22 protein-coding genes and 5 pseudogenes are annotated in these 24,957 nt (G+C 69.4%); 9 read left to right on the top strand and 18 right to left on the bottom strand.

Annotation, left to right across the window (positions count from 1 at the left end; all coding sequences use genetic code 11):
- Window positions 1-730 precede the first annotated feature (730 nt).
- Window positions 731-1,948 (bottom strand): hypothetical protein, encoded by a 1,218-nt coding sequence (locus tag ACFYZE_RS35610; protein ID WP_389003708.1) that lies wholly within the window; start codon window positions 1,946-1,948, stop codon window positions 731-733.
- A gap of 150 nt (window positions 1,949-2,098) precedes the next feature.
- Window positions 2,099-2,791 carry a M56 family metallopeptidase gene (locus ACFYZE_RS35605; protein ID WP_389003705.1) on the bottom strand — a complete coding sequence of 231 codons (693 nt, stop codon included), beginning with the start codon at window positions 2,789-2,791 and terminating at the stop codon, window positions 2,099-2,101.
- A gap of 18 nt (window positions 2,792-2,809) precedes the next feature.
- On the opposite strand from ACFYZE_RS35605, the pseudogene ACFYZE_RS35600 reads away from it, so the two are divergent.
- Window positions 2,810-3,253, top strand: a pseudogene (locus tag ACFYZE_RS35600) (transposase); the annotation flags it as partial.
- A 365-nt stretch (window positions 3,254-3,618) separates the two neighbouring features.
- On the opposite strand, the gene ACFYZE_RS35595 reads toward ACFYZE_RS35600, so the two are convergent.
- The 6 genes from ACFYZE_RS35595 to ACFYZE_RS35570 form a co-directional block, all read right to left on the bottom strand.
- Window positions 3,619-4,146 (bottom strand): hypothetical protein, encoded by a 528-nt coding sequence (locus ACFYZE_RS35595; protein ID WP_389003702.1) that lies wholly within the window; start codon window positions 4,144-4,146, stop codon window positions 3,619-3,621.
- A gap of 19 nt (window positions 4,147-4,165) precedes the next feature.
- Window positions 4,166-4,552, bottom strand: coding sequence for a NucA/NucB deoxyribonuclease domain-containing protein (locus ACFYZE_RS35590; protein WP_389003699.1), 387 nt, complete (start codon window positions 4,550-4,552; stop codon window positions 4,166-4,168).
- A 9-nt stretch (window positions 4,553-4,561) separates the two neighbouring features.
- Window positions 4,562-5,443 carry a hypothetical protein gene (locus tag ACFYZE_RS35585; RefSeq protein ID WP_389003696.1) on the bottom strand — a complete coding sequence of 294 codons (882 nt, stop codon included), beginning with the start codon at window positions 5,441-5,443 and terminating at the stop codon, window positions 4,562-4,564.
- A 64-nt stretch (window positions 5,444-5,507) separates the two neighbouring features.
- Complete coding sequence (locus tag ACFYZE_RS35580) at window positions 5,508-5,639, bottom strand: hypothetical protein (RefSeq protein WP_389003693.1); 132 nt, start codon at window positions 5,637-5,639, stop codon at window positions 5,508-5,510.
- Between the two features lie 97 nt (window positions 5,640-5,736).
- Window positions 5,737-6,687 carry a hypothetical protein gene (locus tag ACFYZE_RS35575; protein WP_389003691.1) on the bottom strand — a complete coding sequence of 317 codons (951 nt, stop codon included), beginning with the start codon at window positions 6,685-6,687 and terminating at the stop codon, window positions 5,737-5,739.
- A 515-nt stretch (window positions 6,688-7,202) separates the two neighbouring features.
- Complete coding sequence (locus tag ACFYZE_RS35570; RefSeq protein WP_389003688.1) at window positions 7,203-7,751, bottom strand: hypothetical protein; 549 nt, start codon at window positions 7,749-7,751, stop codon at window positions 7,203-7,205.
- 605 nt (window positions 7,752-8,356) lie between these two features.
- Here ACFYZE_RS35570 and ACFYZE_RS35565 point away from each other — a divergent pair.
- A complete protein-coding gene (locus ACFYZE_RS35565; protein WP_389003685.1) occupies window positions 8,357-9,091 on the top strand; it encodes a hypothetical protein in 735 nt (244 codons plus the stop codon).
- A gap of 19 nt (window positions 9,092-9,110) precedes the next feature.
- Here ACFYZE_RS35565 and tpg read toward each other — a convergent pair whose 3' ends face one another.
- Window positions 9,111-9,668 (bottom strand): telomere-protecting terminal protein Tpg, encoded by a 558-nt coding sequence (gene tpg / locus ACFYZE_RS35560; protein ID WP_389003682.1) that lies wholly within the window; start codon window positions 9,666-9,668, stop codon window positions 9,111-9,113.
- Between the two features lie 14 nt (window positions 9,669-9,682).
- Window positions 9,683-10,653, bottom strand: a pseudogene (locus ACFYZE_RS35555) (transcriptional regulator); the annotation flags it as partial.
- Here ACFYZE_RS35555 and ACFYZE_RS35550 point away from each other — a divergent pair.
- Window positions 10,654-12,519 carry a Helicase associated domain protein gene (locus ACFYZE_RS35550; RefSeq protein WP_389003679.1) on the top strand — a complete coding sequence of 622 codons (1,866 nt, stop codon included), beginning with the start codon at window positions 10,654-10,656 and terminating at the stop codon, window positions 12,517-12,519.
- Window positions 12,520-13,640: 1,121 nt separating this feature from the next.
- Here the strand turns inward: ACFYZE_RS35550 and ACFYZE_RS35545 are convergent.
- The 3 genes from ACFYZE_RS35545 to ACFYZE_RS35535 form a co-directional block, all read right to left on the bottom strand.
- Window positions 13,641-14,039, bottom strand: a complete 399-nt coding sequence (locus ACFYZE_RS35545; protein ID WP_389003676.1) for a hypothetical protein — start codon at window positions 14,037-14,039, stop codon at window positions 13,641-13,643.
- Entirely contained in the window at window positions 14,039-14,314 is a 276-nt protein-coding gene (locus ACFYZE_RS35540) for a hypothetical protein (RefSeq protein WP_389003673.1), read from the bottom strand. The genes ACFYZE_RS35545 and ACFYZE_RS35540 overlap by 1 nt, the downstream gene beginning before the upstream one ends.
- Before the next feature lie 162 nt (window positions 14,315-14,476).
- Window positions 14,477-15,364, bottom strand: coding sequence for a hypothetical protein (locus ACFYZE_RS35535; protein ID WP_389003670.1), 888 nt, complete (start codon window positions 15,362-15,364; stop codon window positions 14,477-14,479).
- A 632-nt stretch (window positions 15,365-15,996) separates the two neighbouring features.
- On the opposite strand from ACFYZE_RS35535, the gene ACFYZE_RS35530 reads away from it, so the two are divergent.
- Window positions 15,997-16,821 (top strand): hypothetical protein, encoded by an 825-nt coding sequence (locus tag ACFYZE_RS35530; RefSeq protein WP_389003667.1) that lies wholly within the window; start codon window positions 15,997-15,999, stop codon window positions 16,819-16,821.
- A 4-nt stretch (window positions 16,822-16,825) separates the two neighbouring features.
- Here ACFYZE_RS35530 and ACFYZE_RS35525 read toward each other — a convergent pair whose 3' ends face one another.
- Both ACFYZE_RS35525 and ACFYZE_RS35520 read right to left on the bottom strand, forming a co-directional pair.
- Window positions 16,826-17,389 carry a TetR/AcrR family transcriptional regulator gene (locus tag ACFYZE_RS35525; protein WP_389003664.1) on the bottom strand — a complete coding sequence of 188 codons (564 nt, stop codon included), beginning with the start codon at window positions 17,387-17,389 and terminating at the stop codon, window positions 16,826-16,828.
- The gene (locus tag ACFYZE_RS35520) at window positions 17,386-17,748 is read right to left on the bottom strand and encodes a DUF1304 domain-containing protein (RefSeq protein WP_389003711.1); all 363 of its coding nucleotides are present in this window, start codon (window positions 17,746-17,748) and stop codon (window positions 17,386-17,388) included. The genes ACFYZE_RS35525 and ACFYZE_RS35520 overlap by 4 nt, the downstream gene beginning before the upstream one ends.
- A 502-nt stretch (window positions 17,749-18,250) precedes the next feature.
- On the opposite strand from ACFYZE_RS35520, the gene ACFYZE_RS35515 reads away from it, so the two are divergent.
- From ACFYZE_RS35515 to ACFYZE_RS35505, 3 genes are all read left to right on the top strand, one after another.
- The gene (locus ACFYZE_RS35515; protein ID WP_389003661.1) at window positions 18,251-19,507 is read left to right on the top strand and encodes an IS256 family transposase; all 1,257 of its coding nucleotides are present in this window, start codon (window positions 18,251-18,253) and stop codon (window positions 19,505-19,507) included.
- Window positions 19,507-19,980, top strand: a complete 474-nt coding sequence (locus ACFYZE_RS35510) for a GNAT family N-acetyltransferase (protein WP_389003659.1) — start codon at window positions 19,507-19,509, stop codon at window positions 19,978-19,980. The genes ACFYZE_RS35515 and ACFYZE_RS35510 overlap by 1 nt, the downstream gene beginning before the upstream one ends.
- Before the next feature lie 203 nt (window positions 19,981-20,183).
- Window positions 20,184-20,546 carry a hypothetical protein gene (locus ACFYZE_RS35505; RefSeq protein ID WP_389003656.1) on the top strand — a complete coding sequence of 121 codons (363 nt, stop codon included), beginning with the start codon at window positions 20,184-20,186 and terminating at the stop codon, window positions 20,544-20,546.
- Between the two features lie 465 nt (window positions 20,547-21,011).
- Here ACFYZE_RS35505 and ACFYZE_RS35500 read toward each other — a convergent pair whose 3' ends face one another.
- Together ACFYZE_RS35500 and ACFYZE_RS35495 are read right to left on the bottom strand one after the other, a co-directional pair.
- A complete protein-coding gene (locus tag ACFYZE_RS35500) occupies window positions 21,012-21,779 on the bottom strand; it encodes an NPP1 family protein (RefSeq protein WP_389003653.1) in 768 nt (255 codons plus the stop codon).
- A gap of 26 nt (window positions 21,780-21,805) precedes the next feature.
- Window positions 21,806-22,912, bottom strand: a complete 1,107-nt coding sequence (locus ACFYZE_RS35495; protein WP_389003650.1) for a lectin — start codon at window positions 22,910-22,912, stop codon at window positions 21,806-21,808.
- A gap of 791 nt (window positions 22,913-23,703) precedes the next feature.
- On the opposite strand from ACFYZE_RS35495, the pseudogene ACFYZE_RS35490 reads away from it, so the two are divergent.
- Together ACFYZE_RS35490 and ACFYZE_RS35485 are read left to right on the top strand one after the other, a co-directional pair.
- Window positions 23,704-23,946, top strand: a pseudogene (locus ACFYZE_RS35490) (RICIN domain-containing protein); the annotation flags it as partial.
- Window positions 23,947-24,004: 58 nt separating this feature from the next.
- A pseudogene (locus tag ACFYZE_RS35485) lies at window positions 24,005-24,709 on the top strand (ISAzo13 family transposase); the annotation flags it as partial.
- 11 nt (window positions 24,710-24,720) lie between these two features.
- Here ACFYZE_RS35485 and ACFYZE_RS35480 read toward each other — a convergent pair.
- A pseudogene (locus ACFYZE_RS35480) lies at window positions 24,721-24,957 on the bottom strand (transposase); the annotation flags it as partial.

Raw genomic sequence — 24,957 nt, 5'->3', positions numbered from 1 at the left:
ACTCCAGTACCGCCCCGACGTCCTCGACGGCTGCCTCACCGGCACCGGCCTCCGACGCCAGCCACCATGACGACATCACGCATTCAAGGTCAGTAACAGGGCTGCCTGACCGCTACGGACGTGGTGTCGGCGGCGGTCGCCTTCCTGGCCGGGGCCCGCCGCTGTTCGATTCTCGTCGGCGACGGCCGAGCCTCCTTCCTCGATCTGGAGGTCCCGGCGATCAGGCTCAGTGGAACCCTGGTTGGGCTGAGTCGCTGAGGCGCGGGTGTACCGTCAGGGCGTGAGCGGGATGGCAGGGCCAGGCGTTCGAGGTGGCCATTGAGGGCGGCGTGCACTTCGGCGGCCGGTTCGCGGGCCCGAGCCTCGCTGACCCACGTCATGCAGCACGAGGTGGACGGGACCGGCGGAGGAATCGGGGCGGATCTGGCGGGAGCGGACCAGGTGGAGGACGGCCTCTCGTACGGCGAAGTACACCGGGGTGTCGATGGCTTGCTGTGGAGCACTGAGCACGTCGGCTTCGACCGTCCACCCCGGGTCTTGGCGTTCGACGGCGATGAACACGGCTCGCTGCTTTCGGCTGCCCTGTACACGCTGGTGAGGGCGTCCAGACCGGTAGCGTTCGGGATCAGGTCGGCGGGGCAGGGAATCGAGCCCCTTTGGTCAGCAGGTTCACGGCCGCCTATCGACGCGGTAGTTGCAGCGCCTGTGCCCTGGCTGATGTCAGTCACGCTCAGTGATGCACGGACGGCCTGCTCGCTTCCGCGCCGACCCGGTGGGCGACCCACGGGCCTTGCGGTGGAAGTCGGAGGGCGCCGACGGCGACCTTGCTCGGTTTCGGTGCGACGCACCAGTCCCGTGGAGCCAGCAGGACGCTGAGGGTCACCGCGAGAATCAGCCAGAGTCGGAGGTCGCCCAGGACCTGCGCGTCGTTGGTCAGCCTCGGGGCGAGGTAGAGAGCACTGAAGGAGACCAGAGACCAGACGGGCACGGGCCGACGCAGCCCCAGGGCCTCCCAGACCAGGGTGCCGAGCAGGAGTCCCGCCGAGTAGTAGTCGTAGACGCCGGGATCCAGCAGGAGTCGCGCGCCGATGCCGAGCAGCGGCACCGCCACCCAGCGCCCTCGGAGGATCGCGGCCGCCCCGAGCACGCAGCCGAGCACGAGTTGCGCCGGCCGGTCCCACGACGGCGTCCCCGCCGCCGACACCCCGAGCGCGCGGAGCGCCGAGGACGGTTGGTTGACGATGTGGTACTGGGTCGCACCCAGCGTCGCGGGGTCGGCGACAACGAAGGGCAGCCAGGCCAGCAGCACGGCGGCGATGGCGTAGAACGCGACATGCCGTCGTCGGGTGCGGGCCACGGCGAGAGCCAGCGGCAGGAAGACCAGTGCCCACGGCTTGGCGTCTACGGCCAGGCCCAGGCTCAGTCCCGCGAGTGCCGGGACGTCAGCGAGGACCGCCCGGATCGCCAGTGCCGCGAAGAGCAGCGCCAGCACGTCGTCGAGGTGGCTGTAGTGCACCGCCAGGGATGCCCAGACGATCAGGAACACCGCGCCGGCGGCAGCGACGGTCGTCCGCAGGGCCTGCGGGCGCGACCGCAGATCCGGCTGCCGGGCCAGGGCCGTCTGCTCGATCAGCCGCAGCACCAGAAGGCCGACGCTCATCATCGTCAGCTGAGCGGCGACGACCCCGCCGAGGTTCCCCAGAACCCAGGCGCAGAGGAAGGCCAGCGGCCCTATCTGTAGGTTCGGGTAGTTCGCATAGAGGTGCAGGCCCCCCGCCGGCGAGGCTCCGGAGCCGGAGAACAGCAAGGTGCTGCCGTTCGCGAAGTAGTGCCACGAGTAGCCGCCGCCGTGCAGGTCCGCCAGGAACCAGATCGCCGCCCAGGGGCCGAGGAACCACCAGTGCCAGGCGGTCCCGCCTCGCGCGGGCCGGCTGCTCTGATCAGCCATCCTCATGCCTCCCTGGTGGTCGACCCCCTGCCTGGAATGACTCCCCTGACCGCTTCCGGGTTCCTGCACAACCATGAGATTTGGGTATGGAGTGCCTGAAACCCGGCCTGGGACGGCGGGGCTGTGCGTCAGCGTCGGCTCCTCGCGCCGTCAAAACCACCATGAGAAACCGGCGGCGGTCCGAGGTCGGCCGCCGATGTCCTTGTGGACAGCCGGCCGAGCACCTCTGCGACCGGCCCGGCAGGTCTCTGGACCTCGGCAGGAGCAGCGCCGCGTGGCTGTCCGGCCGATGCCGAGACGGCGCAACCGGCGCTGCCGCCCCGAGCGGAACTTGGAACGGCGTTCGGCAAGCAGTGCGGCAACGCGACGGGGCACCGGCCCCGCAGTCTTGAGTGGGGTGCGGCGGCGGCCCAGCAGGCCGAGCACCGCGCCGGACAGACCGTGGCGGGGTGGGCGGCGCATGGTTGCCAGCGCTGCCTTGCCGATGGCGCGGGCAACCTGACGACGGTCCCCGCAGGCGGTCGCGGCACGCTCGTCCGCCCACCGCTCGATGGTGTAGGCGACGGCCGCGGCCACCGGTCTCAGCAGCGGGTTGCAGGTGGCGGCCAGCTGAGCGACCGCGACGAACGCGTAGTGGTGACACGCCAGATGGGCGCTCTCGTGGGCGAGCATGGCCTCGCGGTCCGCGTCGTCCAAGGCCTCGAGCATGCCAGTGGAGACCACGATGCGCCCGGGGAGTCCGGGGACGGCGTAGGCGTCCGGTGCGGCGTCGGCCATCACGACGACTCGATCTGCTCCAGGCAGGCAGGGCGCCTCGAACACGGCAGCTGCCAGCGCACGCATCCGCCGCCACAGCATCCGCGTCCCCCGCCATCAGCGCGACAGTTGAGGATCACGGACGCGGACGGCATGCGGATCACGTGCTTCGCGACCAACACCCCCCACCGGCCGATCGCCGCCCTCGAGCTCCGTCACCGGCTGCGGGCCCGGGCCGAGGACCGGATCCGGGCCGCCCGGGCCACCGGCCTGCGCAACCTGCCACTCCACACAACAGCCCAGAACAAGATCTGGCTGGAGATCGTCCAGATCGCCCTCGACCTGCTGGCCTGGATGCCCATGCTCGCCCTCACCGGCAGGGCCCGGCTCTGGGAACCCCGCCGCCTGCGGTTCCGCCTGTTCTCCGCAGCCGCCCAGCTCGTCACCACCGGCCGACGCCGCATCCTCCGCCTCGCCCGTCGCTGGCCCTGGACCAGCGAGATCACAGGCGCCCTCGAACGGCTCGCCCTCCTGCCGAACCCCGATTGAACAGCAACTTTCCCGCCCCTACGAGAACACCAGCTCAGTCCGGAGCAGTGGAACCCGGCGCCCACCCGAGGCGACACCCGGGCCCCTGGCCTGCCCTTCACCAGCCACCGAAAATGAAACGGCCCACCGACTCCGTCGGCGGACCGTCATGCAAGATCGAGGCTAGGACAAGGGCTCCGTGCGTGCGCGATGGGTGAGCGGACTGTCCGGCACGGGGCGTCGTGAGCCGGATGGAGTACGCAGCCGCGGATGCCCATCAGGCAAAACAGCACCCCGCAGCGGCGTCGAGCACCACCCGGCAAGAATTCGATCCCACTTCAAGTGCAACAGCGCAATGAGGAACTGTCTGATCCTCCCACTTGGCGTCAGAGGTCTTCGTCGTCGATGGGTTCGGGTTCGCGGATGTAGGCGAGGTCGAGGACGTAGCGTTCGGTGACGGGGCAGTTGTTCCAGGCTTCGGTGAGCCAGCCGTCGGGGGAGTCGTCGGGGAGTTGGGCGGGGTTGGTGTTGTAGTAGTCGGCGGCGGCTTGGCGGTTGGTCCACCAGGCGTGGCCTTCGTAGACGCCGGGGCGGGGCAGGGTGATCTCGTCGGCGGGGCCGCGGTCGAGTTGACCGATGACGAGGATGCCGGTCTCGGATTCGAGACTGATGGCCGTGTGGCCTTCGGCGTCGGCGGGCGGGGTGGGCGGGGTGTCCCAGATGCGGATGGTGATCTGGACGGGGATGTCGGGTTGGAGGCTGAGGAGGTACAGGTGGTAGCCGTTGCCGGCGACCACCTGTACCTGTGCGGCGTCCAGGGCGGCTTCGTCGCCGAGGTAGGCGTCCGCGTCGTAGACCTCCAGCACGCGGCGTCCGGGAGTGGCGGTGACGTTGTGCTCGGCGAGAAGCGTCATGGGGTCAGGGCCTTTCCTGCTAGTCGGTGATCTTCACGTAGAAGGGGTCGCCGTCCAGGATGCGGTTCAGGGTGTACACCTGGTTGAGGCGCTCCCCGCCTTTGCGGTTGTCCTTGCCCTCGATCAGCCGGACGGAGAAGCGGTTGTCACCCTTGGTGGATCCTTCCTTGGTGGAGGCGAAGGGGTACTCGTCGCACTCCAGCCCGCTGCCCGTGTAGTCGCCCCAGACCTTCTTGCACTCGCCGATGGACTTCTTGCGGTTTGCTTCGATCTTGTCCGGGTTGACGAGCCGGTGCAGGGGTTCCTTCTCTCCCGGGGACGGTCTTGCCGGGCCAGGAGGGGAAGGTGCGCTCAGGGTGCTTTTGGGCGTCGTAGATGTGCAGGGCGCTTTCCTTGATTGCCGCATCTTTCTGGCTCATGGCGAGCTCCACGTGGGCCTGGGTGAAGACGGTGCCCAGATACTTGCCGGCGATCTTGCCGGCGTAGTCGTAGCGGACGTTGGAGTGGTAGGCGTCAACACCGTCGGTGTAGGGGGCGGCGTTGGGTGAGGCGACGTCAGGTCCATGACAACAGTGGAGTAGACGCGCTGCTGGTTGCCCTGGTCGAACAGGGGCCCCTTGTCGGGGGAGGTGTAGGTGAGACTCCACTGCGGTGTGCGGTCCCACTCGCCGAGCAGTTCGTCACGAGCGGCGGTCTGCGGCGCGGTCACCTGGGGATCGGGATCGCTGCTGGAGGCGTCGATGCTGTGACGGAAGTGCTGGCCGACGCTCCATTTGGTGGCGTCCTCGGTGGGGACGGCCTGCACGCGGATGTTCTCGATGCTGGCGACGTAGTCGACACGGCGGCTGCCGTCGTAGGAGAAGCCGAGGATCCACATGTCGAACCAGAGCCGGCCTATGGAGGTGGTGCCGTTCTTGTCGCGCAGGACCAGGTCGTAGGGCCGTTTCTGGCAGCTTTCGAAACGGGACTTGATCCAACCGGTCGCGGTGTTGGCCTGCGTGGCGTGTGCGGCGCATTGCTGGCGCAGGTCCTGCTGGTCGTCCGGTGCGGCGACTGCGCGCGGCGCGGAGAGGTGCGAGCCGTGCTTGCGCGCGTAGTCGGCGAGCGGGACGGGATGGTCAAGTCCGCGCAGCTGGCCGGCGGGGACCGAGGAGGCGTCGACGAACGCGCCCGGCTCGGGAGCTTGTGCGGTGGGCGGTGCGGGACGGGCGGCGGTGGTGGCTGCGGTGAGCAGCATCAGTGCGGCAGCGGTCGCGGCGCCGCGGGCACAACGTGCCAGTGCTGTACGGGTCTTCACCTGGAAACTCCTTGCGGGCATACCGGGCTGGGCGCCATCTGTTGCTGGGGCCGGGGGACAGCGGTCACGAGGCGTCGCACAGATCACCCCAGCAGGCATCCAGCAGCGCGCCCGTACGCGCGGAGTAGCGGGCGGTGAAGCCGTCGAAGCGCTGGTCGGTGCGCTGCAGCCCAGGCGTGGAACCGGTAGAGGTCACCGTCCAGGCAGCGTCGCTACCGGCGGCGCGAACGCGTGCCTTCGGTCCTGCGGGGGGTGCGGTGGGCGGGGTGAGGGTGAGCATGTCGGCCGGGACATCAAAGGCGGGCCGCAGCCTGGGCGCGAATGTCGGCGGCCGAAACGTCGGCGCTGCCCGTGGTGTCCTCAAGGCCGCTCCTGGCAGGCGGCAAGGCCGCGGCATTGCAGACCCGGACGGTGACTACGCAGTCGGCGAGTCCGGGCACGCTGGCCAGGCAGCTGTCCGGGTCGTTCTCCAGGCAGCTCTGAAGAGCCTGCTGGTCCACGCCGTTGAACGTGCCGGTAAGGCTGTCGACGGCCGAGCGGCGGGCTGGGGCGGGAGACGTCGCGTCCGGTGAGGTGAGGGCGGCTGCCTGCCGACGGGGCTTGGAGACCGTCCACTGCGTGAAGTTCGTGGCGTCGGCGAGCTTGGTGGTGAAGCAGCTCGGCGGCTTGTAGGTGGTGCTGCACGCGGGAAGCGTGACGGACTTGGCCACGTTGCGGGTGGCGACCTGCTTCCACGCCTTGTTCTCGCCCATGAACTGCATCCGGTCCGCGATCGACGGGATGTTGATGTACGTGGGGCCGGTCACCTCGAGGCCGACGTCGATGCGGTTGGGGTTACCGCGCGGCACCTTGAGCTGGCTGGTGGTGGAGCCGACCTTGTTGAAGTCGTACAGCACGTCCCACTCGTTGCCGCTGTCCTGGCGGACGGTCATGTAGGTGTGGTTGCGGTTGTCCGGCTTGGTCGGGTTCACGCCGGCCGTGATCGCTTTGGTGCGTCCTCCGCTGGTGGTCAGTTCCGTCCAGCGCGGCCCGTATGTGGGTGTGGTCTTGCCTGTTTTCTGCGCGTACAGGCCGATCTCGATGTTGGCGGCGAGCGGGCTGCTTTCGGTGTTCGGGGTGACCCGCAGGTAGTTGGAGGCCTGCACGGTCGCGCTGCCGGCGTCGGTCTGGTCGAAGGTGATCGGCACGTTGCGCCAGGTCGCGAAGCCGCCGATCATCGGCTCACCCGGCTGGCTGCAGGTCATGGCCCAGAAGGTGATGCGTGCGTTCTAGAGGATGCTGCAGGCATCGTTGGGCGGAGCAGCACTGGCGGGCGGCGCCGTGCCGAGAATGGTGAGCGCGGTGGCTCCAGCGCACGCCAGAGCCAAGAATCTCGCGCGTGAACGCGACAAGGTTCCCCCAAGAAACGATCAAGTGTGGTCACCGGGGAAACTACCGCCACACCCTCAACACCTATTCGCACATAGGCTCGATATCCACGCGTGATCCCCGTCACCCCGTCGTCGATGACAAGACGAGCCAGGAAATACCGGCCCAGCACCTCGACCAAGGCACGGGCCTTGACCCCGAACCCGGGGCGGTTCAGACAGCCAGTTGAACAGCGTGCCGCTTCATCTGCGGAGGCTCCAGCATCTGCACCGCCCTCACCATGCTGAGAGCATCAATCGGCAGTGGCAGAAACCAGAGCGACCCCCACGAGGGGTGGGGAAGGCGTCCCATGCGTGCTGGGCGCCGTATGCAGCCTAGCGGCATTCGGGGGTCAGCGGCGGGTGACAGTGAAGCCGGCGCTGTTGACCGCGCGCGTCCACACGTCCTGGTCGAACCATTTGGTGATGTCCGGCTGCAACTCGGTGATGGTCCGCATCCGGGCTTCCCAGTCGTGGCCGGACGGGCCGCGGCTGCCGTCGCACCCGGCACAGCCGTCCTCGCCGTGGATGTGGCCGGCCATCCACGCGTTGACCGCAACGTTGACGATGACGCTGTACAGGTCACCGCCGCTCTGGGCGAGTGCGTTCGGGACGCTTGCGAGGACCAGCGCGAGCTCCGGGTTGTCGAGCGGCGGCATCGGCGCCTGCCCCACACCACTGTTGGCGCTGCTCTGCTCAAAGCTGCGCGCGCTGTCGGCGAGCGCGGCCGCGTCGAAATACCGCCAGGCCGACCGCACCTGGATGCCCAGGCGTTCGGCCACCGTGCGGACGTTCTTCTCGATGGTGTCCTCGACCATCGCCGGTGCCAGCGTCATGCCCCGGTGGACCAGTTCCGCCAGGGTCTCGGCAACGGCCTCTTTAAAGGCCTTGGTGTTCCGCACCGCCACAGTGTAGGGGAGCCCCAACCGCGGCGGCACCGAAGTTGTGGTCGGCACGGCGACCCCCTGGCTCGTTCAATGGGGCACCGGAAGCGCGTAACTCCCGGGGAGCAATATCGTCCTGCCCGGAGCCCGCTGCCCCCTCAAGGATGTCAGTCCCGGGCACCTTGGCGTGCTGTTTTGCCAGCGCCCGCGACCAGGGAAGCGGGCGCGGGCGTTTTGGAGACCGCCGCGCTGCGCCAGGGAGCGGCAGATGCCGCGTACACCGCCCCGAGGGCAGGGCATCACCTACCGCTCGCGAGGCCGCCGGCGCACACGGCCACCCCGCAGGGGGCATCTCGGCCCGCACCTTGTGCGCCGTCCGGTTCGCCGAACCTCGCCGCTACCCGGCCGCTTCCGTGCGCTACTCTGCGCCCACCATTCGAACATCCGATCTTCGGACAATAGAAAACGAGGGGCGCGCCATGCGTGGCATGCGGTTCCGTACGGCTCTGGCGGTCACGGCCGCCACGGCGACTTTGGGCACAGTCTCCGCCTGCGACGGCAAGTCCGCTTCGACGACGGGCCAACACGCGTCCGCCGCGCCGTCACCGGTCGCCGTCTCGCCGGTGGACTACCTGCTCAAGGTGGAGAACGCCACATCCAAGATCCACTCGACCGAGATGGACCAGACCGTCACCACGGGCACCGTGCGCCAGATGCGAATTGTCGGGGACAGCGACTGGGCCGACGGTTTCAAGGCCAACGTCACCGTGTCCGTGAAGTCCTCCGTTCCGACGCCGGTTCCCTCTCTGCAGGTCAAGATCCGCAGCGATGCGATGTACATGAAGGTGCCCGCTCAGAAGGTGGCCAGTACGGGCGGCAAGCACTGGCTCAAGGAGCCGCTCGCCCTTCTCGCCGCGCAAGGTGACGCAGGCAAGGCCGAAACCGACCAGATGAAGCGGTCGAACCCTGCCATGGACGTACGGATGTTGATGGCCAGCGGGGATCTGCGCAAGGTGGGTCGGGAGACGGTACGCGGGGTGACGACCACCCATTACACGGGCACCTTGGACACCGCCAAGCTGATCGCCAGCAAGGAGGGCCTGACGCCTGACGACGTGAAGTTCCTCAAGAAGCAACTCGCGGCGCAAGGGGTTGCCGAGGACCACATCGACCTCTGGGTCAACAGTGAGAACCTGCCGGTGGAGATGCAGGAGCAGACGCAGACGAGCACCGCCAAGATCACATCGACTACCTACCTCTCCCACTACGGTGTCGCGGTCGACCTGTCCGTCCCCGCCGCATCCGACACCTTCACCCTCCACTCGGTGGTCGGCGGCGGCCAGACCGGCACGGCCTGATGTCCAGCGCCATGACCGGCTACAGCTCGAACTCGAGGTCGAGGAGGTCGGTGAGTTCCACTTCGAGGCCGTGGGCGCGGCGGCCGCTGTCGCGGAAGTAGACCTCGCCCAGGGCCTCGGCGGCGATCTGGCGGAGCTGGTCCTCGGTGAGACCGGCCTCCTGGGCCTGGAAGAGACGGGCAGCGTGGCCGGGCGGCAGCGCGAGGGTGAGGTGACGCACCCGGGCGTCGTCGGTGCTGCCGGGGGCGGCGGTGTACCCGAACCGGGCCTGGACATCGATCATGATGCCGCCGGTCGTGGCCGCAGCCTGCTTCGCCCTGGCTCTCACCTGCGGCTGCCAGCGCACGCGGACCTCACGCTCCAACCGGTCGGCGAGCTCCGGCCGAGGGGTTTTGATCTGGTTCTTCACATACCGTTCGACGGTGCGCTGGCTGATGCCGAGCAGCTCGGCCACGCGCCGGGTACTGCCCTGGTGCTGGCGGACCAGGTAACGCATCTGCGCCCCCGCTGACTTCGGGATCGGGGGCGTGAACGCGCCCTGCACCGCCTTGTCGAGTTCTTCGCCGATCGTCACCACCGACCCTGCCCCCTCTACTCTCCGGTGTCCTTGGCGGTGACCTCGCCGGTCTTGATGTAGCGGGCGAGGTTGGCGACCTTGCCGTCGGCGCCGAGCTGCTCGAGCACGTTGGCGCCCCACAGCACGCTCTGGGTGCCCTCGTGCTTGACCATCCCGGGCGACACGCCCAGCCGGAAGCTGCCCGGCACGGTCTTGCCGTCGGCGTCGTAGGGCAGGACATCCAGCGGGCTGGGTCCGTCGGCGGCGTACACGGCGCAGTCCGAGAGAACCGCGACCGGGTAGCGGCCGGTGGCCGCCGCCAGGTTGAGCATCTTGCGGTGCATGTTGGTACGGGCCCGGGAGATGACCGTCGCGCGGATGTCCGGCCGCCACGTCGGACGGGCGAGGGCGGGCCACGCCTGCCCCGGCTTCCAGCCGCCGCCGCGGGCCTTCTCCTGCAGCTTGCCGATCCCGCCCTTGACGGTCATCTTGACGGCGCCCACCACGATCGCCAGCTCCGGATCACGGCTGCGGTAACCGTCCATTGCTTTCAGGAACTCGGCCGGGGGCAGCCTCTCTGCGACACCCAGATCCGCCATGGTGTCGACGTAGGCGTCGCGCAGCCGCTTGTACCAGCCGTCCAGGAACCGGCCGCTCTCCGGGCGCACCCACGCCTCCAGAGGCGCGACGTCGTAACCCAGCTCGACGGCGTACGCGACCGTGGGGGTGGCGTACCAGGCCGGGCCCTCGGGGCGTTCGCCGGTCGGCGTGAACGGGCTGGGCAGCAACGCGGCGTCGAGCTCACGCACTGCTTGCCGACCTTCACCCGGGAGAGATCGACGTGGGAGAGGTCGACCAGCCAGGAGCCGGGCACCGCTGGGTCGAAGACCGGGTTGGTGACGTGCACGGGCGGCGATGCCAGGCCGACGACGGCGCCGTTCGCGGCCGCGCCGAACGCCAGATTCACATCGAGACCGACCAGGTAGCGCTGCATGCACTCGGTATCATGACCGCCACCCCTCGCATCTTCGCCGCACCGGAACTGGCCGAGTCAGCCGACAGCACCCGCCCGCGCCGCCGGCGGCCCACCGGGCCGGACGTGGACGCGTTCGCCAACTCCATGGACAACGAGCAGGTCTACGGCAGGGAGGTCTTCGAGTACCCGCTCGCGCAGGCGGTCGAGGACGGCCGGGCTGCGGACTACCGCATCGTGGTGCCCACCCTCACCGATGCCGACCTGCGCCGCCGCCTGAACCTGCCCGCCCCCGGCACCACCACCGCCCCCGGCCCCGGTGGGGAGGCGGACGGCGCCCTGCGCACCACCGCCCTGCACCTGGCCGTCCTACGTGCCATGACCGAGCACCACCTGAAGAAGGTGCTGGTCTACTTCAACCTGGTCTCCGACGCCCGCCGCTTCGCCCGCGAACTGCCCCACACCCTGCGCCTGCTGGCCAAGGCCAACCCCAGCCTGTGCCCGGACATCACCCCCAAGCTGTTCTTCGCCCACGGGGACCACACCCCCGCCCAGCGCGCCGACGCCTTCGCCGGCTTCGCGGCCGCCGACTGCGCGATCCTGGTCAACTCCCGCCTGATCTCCGAAGGCGTCGACATCCCCAGCGTGGATGCCATCGTCTTCGCCGACCCCACCCGCGGCGTCATCCGCTGCGTCCAGGTCCTCGGCCGCGCCCTGCGCCTGGACGTCTCCGGCAAGACCGCCTCACTGATCGTCCCCGTCTACGTCCCGCCCGGCGCCGACGGCGAGAACATCCTCGGCACCGCCTACGAACCCGTCTGGGCGATCGCCTGCGCGCTGGCCAGCCACGACCACCGCATCCTCGAACGCCTCCCGGACAAGGCCAACCGCCTCCCACGCGAGACCAGCGACGTCATCGAGCGCCGCTGGCACTTCGACTTCACCGTCCACCCCGAACGCATCGCCCGCGCCATGGACCTGGCCTCGTTCGACCCCCGCGACCCGGCCGTATCCCGCTCCCGCCGCCTGGGGCTCGCCGCCGCCCAGTCCTACCGCGACGAACACGGCCACCTCGACGTCCCCGCCGACTACACCGACCCCGCCGGCTACGCGCTGGGCACCTTCATCACCACCATGCGCGACGCGGCGAAAGCCGACCGCCTCGAGGCCGACTGGGTCGCCGAACTCGACGTCCTGGGCATGGTCTGGGACAAGCACGACGCCGCCTGGCGCGCCCGCCTGGCTGCCGCCGCCGACTACCACTGTGCCCACGGGCACCTCGCCGCACCCGCCACCACCCCCGTCGGCGCGTGGCTCGCTGAACAACGCCACCTCGCCGCCAAGAACGAACTCGCCACCGCACGCGCGGACGCCCTGATCGCCCTCGCCCCTGACTGGCGCCTGCCCCACGGCGCGGACTGGCACCGCAAGTACCACTTGCTGCGCGCCCACCTCGCCACCGGCGCCGACTGCGCCGCCCTCACCCGCGACACCCAGCTCGGCGGCGTGAAGATCGGCTCCTGGCTGCACCGCCAGCTCACCACCTGGCCGGCCCTCCACCCCAGCCAGCAGCAGCTGATGACCGCCCTGGGGCTCACCCCCGACAGCAACCCGCTCGCCCCCGTGCGCCGCGCCGTCGCACCTTCGAGGAGACCGTCCAGATCCTGGAACTCTTCCTGCACCGCGAAGGCCGCATCCCCGCCGCCCGCGAGACGATCCGCGTCGACGGCGACACCGTCAAGATCGGCGCCTGGCTCGCCAAGGCCCGCAACCGACACCGCTCCGGCCAGCTCCCCGACCACCACGTACGCCTGGTTGCTGCTCTGTTCGAAGGGGACTGGACGGCCGAGGACGCCGTTCCTGCCGTCCTGGTGTAGACACCCGCCGTCGGGCACGTGAGCTCACTCGGGGCGCGATCGGACTGCTGGGGCGGTGTCGGCCCACCCGCCTGGCCGGCCCGCGGACCATGAGGGCGTGAGGTCGGTGGCTTCCCGACCGGTGGTGAACTCGTACGTGACGAACCTATGTTGGCGCCGCAGGACGGTGGTGACGGAGAGTGAACGTCGATCGCCTGCAGAACCTGCAATATGAGCTCTCGCGTTCGGTTGTCGCTGCCTCCAACTGACTTTGCGGAAGCCAGCTGGGGCGCGAGTGTATCGGTGCAGGTCAACCGGCAAGTTGGCCGCGCCCAAACGGAGTTGGCCAGGTGCCGGTCGCCCAACGCGCTCCTTGGGGCAAGAGGCGGCTTTCGCTCGTATCTTCTGGCCGGCAACCTCGCAGGCCAAGGTCTCGACGTGTCCGGTATGGCATGGTTTTGTGAACCGCAAATAGCGCCATCGCTCACGCATCCATAGATGCGTAACTGCAGCTCAGATGATGTTTTGTTACTCTGTACGAGTTTGCGACTGTTCGTGCGATGTGTCAGGGTGATGCCCGGCGTCCCCGTCCTCGACCTTCAGGGCAGGACTTCTGACTGCGGATCCGGGCCGGAAGTCTCCCCAGTCCAGGGGCAGGCAGCTCGGGGGAAGAGGACATCCTGATGGGACGTCATCGCAAGAAACCGGAACCGGCGCCACCCTGGTGGAAGCGGGTCCGGTGGTGCTTCGAGATCGCGGTCAAGATCCCGGTAGCCCATGTACTACTGCGACCTGATCACCGCCAAGCACCTGCCCTGGCACTGACCACCGGCCCCTACGGCAGATAGGGGCCGGTGGCGACCAGGGCGGCGAGGGCCTCGTCATCCAGGCGGGGCCCTCGCTCCTTCCCGGTGGACCCGGGGCTTCCTACCCTCCCACGGACCGTACGCCTACGTCACAGACCGTGTGGTCGTCGTCGGCATCGTCGCCGGCAACCGCACCACGCCCTCTGCCTACTCCCGCAAGCGAGTCGAGGCATCCACCAGCTTGACCGGGCCTTCGCGGGTGTCAGGTGGCGACGGTCCAGGCCCGGGGTAAAGCGATGGTCGTGTCGGCGGTGCGGGCGGGGTGGTGTGGCCGCCTTCTGTCGCCGGGAGGCCGCTGTTACTGGTCGGGGTGGACGGCCTGGACGCCGGTGCCCGCGTACGCCTTCGGCGTCAGGGTGAGCAGGAACCGTCCGCTGGGGTGGGCGGCGGCGGGACGGGCGGCGTGGATGGCGTGGACGGCCGCCCAGGGGTGGCCGAACCGCAGCAGCTCGGTGGCGGTGACCGCGGCGTCGGTGTCGAACGCCTCGATCTGGATGAACCGCAGCCCCTTGATGTAGCCGAGCAAGCCCGGCCGTTCGGCGTCGCCGGCCGTCAGGGACAGCACCGGCGCATACAGATCACCGAGTCCGCCGGAGGCCTGCACGTAGAACGCTGCGACCGCCTCGTTGAACGGGTCCTTCGGGTCGTACAGCGCGCCCGCGGTCGTGTGGTCCAGGACGACCGAGATCGCCGCCACTACGCGGCCGCCCGCGGACCCTGCGAGGCGGCGCCCAGGCGCTCGAGCAGAGCCCGGGCCTTGGCCTCGGCCTCCGGGCTCGGCGCGCTGCCGAGGGCGGAGGCGAGCTCGGCGCGGGCGAGCTCGGCCCGCTCGGCGTACTCGGCCTGGGTGGGAGTGCCCTGCGCGAGGTCCTCGACCAGGTTGCGAATGGTGGTGCCGTGCTCGGCCGCCAGCTGGGCGAGCCGGTCCCGCGCGGCCGTGCTCACCTTGATGCTCGTCTCGTCTGCTGCCATGTTCCTCACTCTACTCGCATCCTCTACCGTTGGTAGAGGAAACGGCAGCGCGCTCCCGGTTCGCCTCCGCGCCCGTACCGAAGATCGTCTCGCACACCGAGAGAACGCCTCTGCACGCGATTAGTACGCCAGATGTACGCCCCGTGCGGTGCGTGAGATGCCTTATCGGCGGCCGGTGTCCTCAGCGGGGTCGGCGCGTTCCATGTACGCGCCGAGCGCGGCGCGCAGGTCGCCTTGTGCGTCGGCCGTCGACTTCGCCTGCTGCAGCTCGTCGAGCTCGGCTTCGGTGAGCGAGTCGACCCAGGCGATCATGCGCCCGCACTCGGCCTCTTCCTCGTCGCGCAGCTGCTGGTCGTACCAGTCGAGTTCGGGCCCGGCGAACAACGACCGGATAGCCTCATCCCGCTCGCGCCGAGCCTCGACCCACTCGTACACCGCGCACGGGTAGGAGGATGGCGGCCCAGGCGGCCCGGCCAGGATCCGCGCGCGACCGTCCAGCAGGGCCCGGGTGGCCTTCTCGCCGGCACCGATGGCCGCCGCGAAGTCGATCACCAGCTGCTCACTGGCCAGCCGCCGACCGGACAGGGCGTTGTCGAGGTCCCTGCGGGAGAACCGGCCCCCGCCCGCGGCGACTATCGCGCCCCGGGTGGGATCGCCGGCGGCGGCGCGCATGCGGAGCATGGCCTCGGCCATTCCACCCTGGGTGGTGAAGCGGCCCGGCACGTACCGGTTTCCGGCCGCCATGACCGGCTGCGGGCGGACGGCGCTCGCGGCCGCCTCCCACACCAGAGCGGCCTTGTCCTCGTCGGCGTCAGCGCCCCGGCTGAAGGCGACGACAGTGTGCTGCCTGGGCAGCCCGCCGTTCGGGGTCAGGGCCCGGCGCAGGGTGCTCTCGGAGATGGGCATCCCGGCGTCGGTCGCCCGGCGGGCGATGATGTCGAATGTCCGTCTGCCCTTGGCGTTGCGCATCCAGCCACGCAGTACGGTCAGTTCCACGGGCTCGGCCGCCCGCCGCCTGCCGAGCGGACCCGGGCCGCCAGGGCGGCTCATTCTCGGCTTCCGGAGACGAGCGCGGCGAGCAGGCGCCCCGCACTTCGGGGCAGCAGCAGGAGACACACCGCCGCGACAAGCGCCGCCAGGACGGCGGGGATCGGGCGCTGGAGAATGGCGAGCACAGTCACCGCGGCGATGGAGGCGATGAGGACGCAGACCTCACCGGCCCCAGGCGCCGGGACGCGTCCGGCCCGGCCGGCTGTTCCTCGGCGGGGCCGCTGGGCGGGTGCATGGACATGGCATATCTCCAGGTGCGTGTGCTGGGTATCGAACGGCCGCAGGCCCGGCGGGACTTCGCCCGGCGCGGTGAGCCGATGGCGACAGCGCACGAACCGCGTGCGCGAGCCGATCACGCCAGACCCGGAACCGACGTACCTTCCACGGTCAACCCATCCGAGCAGGTCAGACCCCAAAACCGAGCAAAAGGCCATCTACGCCCGAAGCCGAGAGAGCCCCGCCTCCACTGCCGGCGACGCCCCCACCTAGGCCGATCCGCTGCCGCAGTGCGGCTTGTGCCGGGGTGTCCGGCAGGAGCAGTCCGTGCAGCACGTACAGCCCGTAGAACATACGCAGACCGACCAGCACCTCTCGTGCGCGCACCAGCTCCTCGTCACTCGCCTGCTGCGGCCGTGGCGGTGCTGGCGGCGGTGACGGCGGTGGGATGCGATGACGGCACCGGGGTGCGGGTGGTGGTGAGGGGGACGCCGCCCGCCACCCCGTACAGCGGAGCCCTGTACGTCCCCACCCATGGCCTGGACGAGAGCGGCCCCCGTGCCCTGCGGCTGGCCTCCGGCGCCGCGGGTCGGGCACTGGAGTGCGACGGGGAGATCTTCGAGGGCGGCGGACCCGACGGCTGGTCCAGGTCGGAGGGCGGTGACACGCCCGAGGAGGGGCTGGAGCTCTACTTCGACATGTTCCAGCCCGTGCAGCCCGACCACGGCTACCGGGCCGAGCGCCGGGAGGCCGACCGGGTGCTGTACTCCTTCGACGTCAAGGGCCGCACCAAGGTGGCCGTCGTGGTGGCCAAGGACCAGAAGGACCGCCCCGGTTGGGGCCCGGAGACGAACGCCGCCTGCGATCCCGCCGAACTCCCGGCCGCGTACGCGGCCGCCCAGGGCTGGGAGGTGTGGACGGACCGCGACGGCGCACGGGTGCCGGTGAGCCGGCTGGAAAGCTCCACCGGAGCCGAGCACTGCGGCTGGCAGTCGGTCTGCTTCCTCACCCTGGGCGGCCGCACGTACGTCCGTGATCCCGAGGGTGTGCTCGCCCGTGACGGGCTGCTCAGCGCGCCGTACCGCAAGCAGGTCCGCATGCCCGCGGGCGCCCGCGACACCGGGTACCACTACCGTGACCGGCACCTGTGGCTGACGGAGGACCGGGACACCGCCTACGTCCGCACGTCCTCCGGAGTGGGGGCCTGGCCCCGGGCGGCGCGGGAGGTCGCCTGCAAGTGACCGGTCACCGGCTCCGGTGCAGTGCGACCAGCAACTGCCAGACCTGGTCCGCGACTTCCTCCGGCGCGGCCCGCAGCAGCCCGTGCAGCCAGTCCGCGAGGACACCCGCGAAGGTCGCCGCCACCGCCGACGCGACCAGCGGGGCGTCAGCCGCGCCGGCCAGTTCGCGCTCCTCGAGGCTGCGGGCCCGCAGGTCCCGGTGCAGCACCCGACCGAGCGGCCCGCCGCCGCCCGGTGCGAGCAGCGACCGGTACAGGGCCGCGTGCGGGGTCAGACCGGTGAAGAACTCCCGCAGCGCGGGCGGGGCGTGGACCGGATCGGGCCGCCCCCGCCAGGCGTGCAGCGCGTCCACCGCCTGCCGTACGACGTCCGCGCACGCGTCGACCGCCAGCGCCTCGATGCCGTCGTAGTGAACATAGAACGTGGCCCGGCCCACCCCGGCCCGGCGCACCAGCGCGGCCACGGCGATCTCCGCCGGCGGTCGCTCGGCGCACTCGGCGAGCAGGGCGGCGCGCAGCCTGGCGCGGGTGCGCGCCGCCCTCGGGTCCTCGTGCGGCGCCCGGCTCATCGTGCGGCGAGGACGGCGGCCAGCGCGAGCGCGCCGGGCAGCGCCTGGGCGAACAGGATGCGGCGGTTGGCCGTGGTGGCGCCGAACACGCCCGCCACCACCACACAGGACAGGAAGAACGCCTGGACCCGGAAGCCGGTCGGGTCGGCGGCGAGAAGCCCCCACACCAGTCCGGCCGCGAGGAAGCCGTTGTAGAGGCCCTGGTTGGCGGCCAGCGGAGCGGTCGTCCGGGCCGTCTCCGGGTCGAACCCGTGCAGCCCCCGCCCCGGCTTCCGCTGCCACAGGAACATCTCCAGCACCAGGATGTACATGTGCAACAGGGCCACCAGGCCGACCAGCACGTTCGCCACGATTTCCATGAGCAGCGAGCCCTCCCCCTTCTTGGACAGGTGTCCAGGATAGCTGGGCACCTGTCCAAGGAATCACCGGGTCCCGCCACCCCCTGGCGCAGCTCCCGTGCCCGTAAGGCCAGCTGGATCTCGAAGCGGGCCGCCGGGGCGTGCAGTAGCTCGCCGAACAGCTCGTCCAGCTGCCGCACCGGTAGCGGACCGTCTGCGGAGAGCCACCGCGTCCGCGTGCCGTGCAAACATCCCCCAGTCCACCGGCGGCCCCTCGCCGCGCTCGGCCGCGCTCAGCATCTGTGCCCAGTCCTCGGTGCAAGTCTGCGGGGGAGTGTCAGCTGAGCATCGTCATCTGAGTGTCAGTGGCGCAGGCTCAGTGACCTGGTGGTTGGTGCTGGAGCCATGCTCGAGACCTGTGGATCGAGCTCGGAGAGCACGCGAAGGGCGTACCTTCCCGAGTGATCGACTGATGGTCATCGAGTAGGCCGGTGTTCGCAGCACCGGTCGGGAAGGCACGCCCGTGCTCAGCCTAGTCAACGACGACGGCACCACCGCCAACGGCTCCTCCTTGATCGACGAGATCGTCCGGGAGGGCGCGAGGCGGATGCTCGCCGCGGCCCTGGAGGCCGAAGTCAACACTTATATAGCCGAGTTGGCCGACCAGCGGGACGAGACCGGTCGACGGCTGGTGGTCCGCAACGGCTACCACCAGCCCAGGAAGGTCACCACCGCGGCCGGGGTGGTCGAGGTGAAGGCCCCGCGGGTGAACGACAAGCGCGTTGACAAGGCCACGGGCGAGCGCAAGCGGTTCTCCTCCGCGATCCTGCCGCCGTGGTGCCGCAAGTCCCCGAAGATCAGCGAGGTGCTGCCGCTGCTCTACCTGCACGGCCTGTCCTCGGGCGATTTCATCCCGGCCCTGGAGCAGTTCCTCGGCAGCTCGGCCGGGCTCTCCCCTGCCACCGTCACCCGGCTCACCCAGCAGTGGCAGGCCGACCACACCGCCTTCATGGACCGCAACCTGTCCGAGATGGACTACGTATACGTGTGGGCCGACGGCATCCACCTCAACGTCCGCCTGGAGGAGGCCAAAGCCTGCGTCCTGGTGCTCATCGGGGTCCGCGCCGACGGCTCCAAGGAACTGGTCGCGCTCAAGGACGGCTACCGCGAGTCCGCCGAGTCCTGGGCCGACCTGATGCGCGACTGCGCGCGCCGGGGCATGCGCGCCCCGGTTCTGGCGGTCGGTGACGGCGCCCTGGGCTTCTGGCAGGCGCTGGGTGAGGTGTTCCCCGAAACCCGCGAGCAAGGGTGCTGGGTTCACAAAACGGCCAACGTCCTCGACTCCATGCCGAAGTCCGCGCAGCCCGGTGCGAAGAAGGCCATCCAGGACATCTACAACGCCGAGGACCGCGACCACGCCGAGGCGGCGATCAAGACGTTCGCCAAGCTCTACAGCGCGAAGTTCCCCAAGGTCGTCAAGACGATCACCGACGACCAGGACCAGCTGCTGGCGTTCTACAACTTCCCGGCCGAGCACTGGATCCACCTCCGGACCACAAACCCCATCGAGTCCACGTTCTCCACCGTGAGGCTGCGGACCAAGGTCACCCGCGGCGCCGGCTCCCGCACCGCCGCCCTGGCCATGGTCTTCAAACTCGTCGAATCCGCCCAGCAGCGGTGGCGGGCCGTGAACGCACCCCACCTCGTCGCCCTTGTCCGCGCCGGAGCGCGCTTCGAAGGCGGCCGCCTGATCGAACGGCCCACGGAGCGAGCGGCGTGATGGCCATCGGCCTTCGGCCGGCCACCTCTGCGGACAGCGAATACTGCTTCCAGCTGCACAAAGCCGCCATGGGCGCCTACATCACGGCCATCTGGGGCTGGGACGAGCAGATCCAACGCGACTTCCACGCCAACGCGTTCACCCCGGACCGATGGCAAATCATCACCGCCGATGGCGCGGACGCCGGCATGCTCCACGTCGAGCACCGCCCGACGGAGATCTACCTTGCGCGGATCGAGCTCCACCCCGACCACCAGGGACGCGGCATCGGCGGCCGGCTCATCCGCAGCCTCCTGCACGAGGCCCGCCAGCAGAGCCGGGACCTCACCTTGGACGTCCTCGTCGTCAACCAGCGAGCCCAGGCCCTCTACCAGCGACTGGGCCTGCACGAAGTCGCCCGTCACGGAGAGAACAACATCAAGATCAGGATGTCCACCAAGCCGCCTCAGCCTGGCCCGATCCACAGATCTTGACAATGACTCGCCTGGGGGGGGGCGACATTCTCGGGACTCGTCCGCACGCGCCGCACGCTCGAGGACGGCGCCGACACCACGGCACAGACCGAAGCCACCTACCTCCGGGACCTGGCGACGCAGTGCCGGGCGCTGCTGACCCTTTACCAGCACCCCGGCCCGCTCGATGACCAGCCCGCCGATGCCGTTGCCGAGGGTGAGCAATGACCAGCACACCGGACGGCACCCCGGCGGACACCGCCACTGCCGCGCGTCCCGACCCGGGCACGGCCGTGCTGTACGTGTGCGCGGAGCGGGGCACGCTCACCCCCCAGCTCGGCGCGGAGCGCGCCGAGACCGAGGGACGCGCGTTCGCCGCAGCGCGCGGGCTGACGATCACGGAGGTGATCACGGACCCGTACGGGGAGCCGGAACCTCTGCACCGTGAGGGGTGGGTTCGGCTGCGGGAACTCGCGGAAGCGGGCGCGTTCGGCACGGTCATCGTCCGCTGGCCCACGGCGATCGCCCCGAACGGCGCGCACGAGCTGCGGCACCGTGAAATCCGCTGGCCCGCCTCGCCTATGTAGCCGTCACGCGTACCCGGCAGCGTCTGGACATGGGCGGCCTGTCGTGGTTCGACCCCCACCCGGATGGAAACCCGGCCTGGTGATCCACAGCCCGGATCCGGCGAATCCCCCGAAGAGGACTGGCTCCACTCTGTACGTAACTTCCTCGGCCATCCTCTGGTCCAAATGAGCTACTCGATGTTCCCGCTCTGTGTCAGAGGTCTTCGTCGTCGACGGGTTCAGGTTCACGGATGTAGGCGAGGTCGAGGACGTAGCGTTCGGTGACGCGGCTGTTGTTCCAGGCTTGGGTGAGCCAGCCGTCGGGGGAGTCGTCGGGGAGTTGGGCGAGGGTGGTGTTGTAGTAGTCGGCGGTGGGATGGGGACAGTTCCAGGGGAAGGCGCCGGGGGCCGCGCAGGGTGGCGCGGACGCCCAGGAAGCTGGAAGCGGCGATACCGGCCCGGTTGCAATCCCCCCTGTTCCGCAGGTCAGGCGTTTGGATCGAAGGGGATGCCCGAGGGCATGGAGTGTGCCAGCGCGTAGGCGAAGTCGCCGTCCTTGATCTTGATGGTGGCCGCGCCGAAGTCGGCGCTCATCAGCTTGTCCCGGAAGCCGGCTGGGTAGCCGTTCCAGCCCACCAGGCGCGGGTAGAACCAGCCGCCGGTCACGTTCTCCGGAGGCTCGTCGTTGCTGTTGGCGAAGCGGAAGTCGTGGGTGGAGAGGCCGTCCTTGTGGTAGACGATCTTCGGGTGGGTGCCGTCGAAGCGGACCGAGGAGCGGGCGGCTACCTGGTAGCTGGTGTGCTGGGACACCGAGACGTACTGGACCTCGTTGTTGTTGATCCACACCACGACGTGCTCCCAGTCGTGGCTGTGCCCGATGGCGGCCGGGCCGTAGGTCGCCTGGTCCTTCTCGAAGTAGCTGGCGTACATGACGGCACACCAGCCGTTGTTGCATTTCTCCCGTGAGTAGGTGTTCGCGTTGGCGAGTTGGGCGTAGTCATGGCAGTGCCCGTTGACGTCGCCGCCGAGCTTGAGCCCGGGATTGATGGTGCCGTCGGCGCCGATGGCAGCGGTGGCGTAGCAGCCGTCGCCATCGTAGTCGTAGGCGGGGGAGAAGGTCTGTTCCAGGCCGTCGGCGTTCTGCGGCAGCAACTGCAGGACGTTCGCGTGGGCGCTCGCCGGAACGGCCACGGCGAGTGTCATGGCGCCCAGTGCTGCGAGCAGGGCCTTGGCAAAGGACTTCACGTTGGGCATTACGGCTCCTTGTCGGGCAGCTCGGGTCAGCAGTACAGGTTGCTGCCCGGTGAAACCCCGAGGATCTGAGTGAAGCGCTGGTAGGCGTCGACGCGGCTCTGCACCTGGGCGGGGTTCTTGCCGTCGCATTCGAGGGAGCCGTTGATGCTGCGGATGGTCTGGCCGAATCCCGCGCTGCTGACCATGGCGTTGTGCGGGGTCATGCTGCCTGGTCCCGATTGGGTGTTCCAGTACCACAGGCCGGTCTTCCAGGCGACGGAGGCGTTGTTCTCCACCTGCCAGGGGTTGTTGAGCAGGTCGATGCCGAGTGCGTCACCGGCGGCCTTGTAGTTGAAGTTCCAGCTCAATTGGAGCGGCCCGCGACCGTAGTACGCGGCCTGTCCGGCGGGGCAGCCGTACGGCTGGCTCCAGTCGCAGTAGGTGGGGTAGTTGGCGGTGTTCTGCTCGACGACGTACACCAGCCCGCCTGTCTCATGGCTGACGTTGGCGAGGAAGGCGGCGGCCTCCTGCTTCCTGACCGTGTCGCTGCCGGTGTTCGCGAAGCCGGGGTAGGCGCTCAGGGCCGCGGTGAGGCCACTGTAGGTGTAGAACGCATTCCGGTTCGGGAACATTTGGTTGAACTGGGCCTCGCTCACCACGAAGCCGGACGGAGTTCCGCCGCCGTCGCTCGCGGGGGCGTTCCACTTCTGGTTCGCGCCGCCGCTGCAGCTCCAGATCTGTGTCCGGGTGCCATTGGCGGAGTTGTTGTCGGTGACGTCCAGGCACTTGTTCGCCTGCGGGTTGACGATGTCGTGGGCGGCGGTGACGGTCCACTTCTGGTTGGCGCCGCCGGTACAGGACCATAGCTGCACCTTCGCCCCGTCGGCGGTCGAGTTCCCGGTGACATCCAGACACTTGCCGAGGGCGCGGATCGTGCCGTCGCTGCCGACGTTCCACTGCTGGGCGCCGGTGCCGTTGCAGTCGTAGAGCTGGACGGGCGTGCCGTCGGCGGAGCTGGCACCGGCGACGTCAAGACACTTGCCGGCCAGTCCGGTTATGGCACCCGTGGCCGCCGGGGCGGGGGATGCGGCGAGCAGGCACGCGGAGAGACCCATCGCGGCGGTGAGAGCGGCTGCGGAAAGGGAACGGGCCATGAAGAGGGTGGCCTTTCACGTGGGGGGTGGCGCCTGACGCTTCACCTCATGAACGGAGGGAGCGACGTACGATGCCTGGCTGACCCGAGAACCTAAAGGGGGCGACCACTTTCGTCAAGTAGTGAAGTAAGGTTTCATAGCAAGCTGGTTGGGCTGAGTGGCGCATAATTCGTCCTGGGCTGAGGTGAGTTGCGGTCCAGTCTGGTGTCGACTCGGATCGTCGACCGGACAAGGAGGGGCCCACCGTCGGCATCCGACAGCCCAAGATCCCCCTGCCGCACTTCGCCCGGAAGCCATCAAGGAACCCCCGCCGGGTGCACACGGGGGTCGCCGACGGAGGCCCCGCCGATCAGGACGTCGATGAAGCTGCCCCTACTCACTTCACGAGCGCGACAGCGGACTGGACACCGTCGACAACATCGCTACCGCACACCGAGATTATGAACACCCCGGACCCGTCTTTCATTGATCCTGTGTGCCGAGCACCTCGGTGCGCAGGGCGCCCATTTCTGTCTGGCGACGCGGTCGCATCCGTCCACGCATCACACCCATGCTGTGCAAGACGCGGACACTCCCCCCCTGCGCTGGCGACCGCAGCGACGGCTCTCAGCCAGATGGTCAGGCCTGGCAGCGAAGGCGGCCGCGATGGCAATCCGTTGGGGCCGTGGTCGCACATCTCCTCTCTCGAGCAAGATAATTCACGCCTTATATTTTGACGTATTGACGCCCGGGCGGGCTGCCCCTAGCGTCCGATCCGCATCGCGCCCCACATCGCGACCAAGGAGACATGTGTGATCGACGTTCCCGCCGCGCGCTCCCGCGCACCCCGCCAGCGCAGACGCACGGCCGCCCTCACTTCAGCCTTCCTGCTGCCGGCCGCCGCCGGTATCGCGCTGGCTTCCACTCCGAGTGCCGCCGCCGCGAGCATCCCCACCGCTCCCACCACCGTCGTCAACGCAGGCAGCGGCAAGTGCGTCGACGCGCGCGCCGGTGCCACCGGCAACGGCACAGCCGTGCAGCAGTACACCTGCAACGGCAGGGCCTGTATTTCAATTAGTGTTCGTTCGGGAGGAGTTGGTGGGACGGTGGACCATGACCGTGCGTCCGCCCATCTCCACCTTACGGGCCAAGTTCGATCGGATCCTGCCGCATCTCGACGAGCGCCGCCGTCGGCTCTACCTGGCCAGCGAGGCCGCGGCCATCGGCCACGGGGGGATCGCTCTGGTTGCTGCCGCCTCCGGGACCAGTTCCGCCACCGTCGCGCGTGGCGTCACCGAGTTGGCCGGGGACCCGGTGCCGACGCGGAGGGTCCGGGCTGCGGGAGCTGGCCGCAAGCCGTTGACCGTCACCGACCCCGGCCTGCTGGCGGCTCTGCAGGCGCTGATCGAGCCGCACACCCGGGGTGATCCCGTCTCCCCGTTGCGATGGACCACCTTGTCGCTGCGGGCCCTGGCCTCGAAGCTGACTTCGCAGGGCCATCCGGTCAGTGCCTCAACAGTTGGGCGCCTGCTGCACGGCCTGGGCTATAGCCTGCAGGGCACTGTCAAGACCACCGAGGGCGCCGGCCATCCGGACCGCGACGCCCAGTTCGCCCACCTGAACGCCACGGCCACCGCCTTCCTCGACGACGGCCAGCCGGTGATCAGCGTCGACACCAAGGCCAAGGAGTGGCTCGGTAACCGAGACCGGCCCGGCCGCACCTGGCGGCCGGGCAAGGACCCGGTCAAAGTCGACTGTCACACCTTCACCACGAGCGGCCAGCCCGTCGCCATCCCGTATGGGATCTATGACGTCGCCACTTAGAGGTCCTAACAAAGGCGTTGGACGTGGCGGTAGGTGATCAGGCAGGTGGCGAGGCCGAGGAAGGCCTCGTGGATGTCGTCGCGTCGTTCCCAGCGGATGCGCAGGCGGCGGAAGCCGTGCAGCCAGGCGATCGTCCTCTCGACCACTCAGCGGAAGATGCCCAGGCCGGAGCCGTGGGGTTGGCCGCGTTCGGCGATGACGGGGCGGATGCCGCGCTGCCACAGCAGCCGCCGGTACTTGTC

The sequence above is a fragment of the Streptomyces sp. NPDC001796 genome (assembly GCF_042892355.1).
GTDB lineage: Bacteria > Actinomycetota > Actinomycetes > Streptomycetales > Streptomycetaceae > Streptomyces.
This window is presented reverse-complemented; position numbering and strand designations above follow the sequence as displayed.

Excerpts from the sequence above, each read along its gene's own strand:
- ACFYZE_RS35610 (WP_389003708.1), bottom strand. The coding sequence starts at position 1,948 with ATGGCTGATCAGAGCAGCCGGCCCGCGCGAGGCGGGACCGCCTGGCAC.
- ACFYZE_RS35605 (WP_389003705.1), bottom strand. The coding sequence starts at position 2,791 with ATGCGTGCGCTGGCAGCTGCCGTGTTCGAGGCGCCCTGCCTGCCTGGA.
- ACFYZE_RS35595 (WP_389003702.1), bottom strand. The coding sequence starts at position 4,146 with ATGACGCTTCTCGCCGAGCACAACGTCACCGCCACTCCCGGACGCCGC.
- ACFYZE_RS35590 (WP_389003699.1), bottom strand. The coding sequence starts at position 4,552 with ATGCGGCAATCAAGGAAAGCGCCCTGCACATCTACGACGCCCAAAAGC.
- ACFYZE_RS35575 (WP_389003691.1), bottom strand. The coding sequence starts at position 6,687 with ATGACCTGCAGCCAGCCGGGTGAGCCGATGATCGGCGGCTTCGCGACC.
- ACFYZE_RS35550 (WP_389003679.1), top strand. The coding sequence starts at position 10,654 with ATGACCGCCACCCCTCGCATCTTCGCCGCACCGGAACTGGCCGAGTCA.
- ACFYZE_RS35540 (WP_389003673.1), bottom strand. The coding sequence starts at position 14,314 with ATGGCAGCAGACGAGACGAGCATCAAGGTGAGCACGGCCGCGCGGGAC.
- ACFYZE_RS35535 (WP_389003670.1), bottom strand. The coding sequence starts at position 15,364 with ATGAGCCGCCCTGGCGGCCCGGGTCCGCTCGGCAGGCGGCGGGCGGCC.
- ACFYZE_RS35525 (WP_389003664.1), bottom strand. The coding sequence starts at position 17,389 with ATGAGCCGGGCGCCGCACGAGGACCCGAGGGCGGCGCGCACCCGCGCC.
- ACFYZE_RS35520 (WP_389003711.1), bottom strand. The coding sequence starts at position 17,748 with ATGGAAATCGTGGCGAACGTGCTGGTCGGCCTGGTGGCCCTGTTGCAC.
- ACFYZE_RS35510 (WP_389003659.1), top strand. The coding sequence starts at position 19,507 with ATGGCCATCGGCCTTCGGCCGGCCACCTCTGCGGACAGCGAATACTGC.
- ACFYZE_RS35505 (WP_389003656.1), top strand. The coding sequence starts at position 20,184 with ATGACCAGCACACCGGACGGCACCCCGGCGGACACCGCCACTGCCGCG.
- ACFYZE_RS35500 (WP_389003653.1), bottom strand. The coding sequence starts at position 21,779 with ATGCCCAACGTGAAGTCCTTTGCCAAGGCCCTGCTCGCAGCACTGGGC.
- ACFYZE_RS35495 (WP_389003650.1), bottom strand. The coding sequence starts at position 22,912 with ATGGCCCGTTCCCTTTCCGCAGCCGCTCTCACCGCCGCGATGGGTCTC.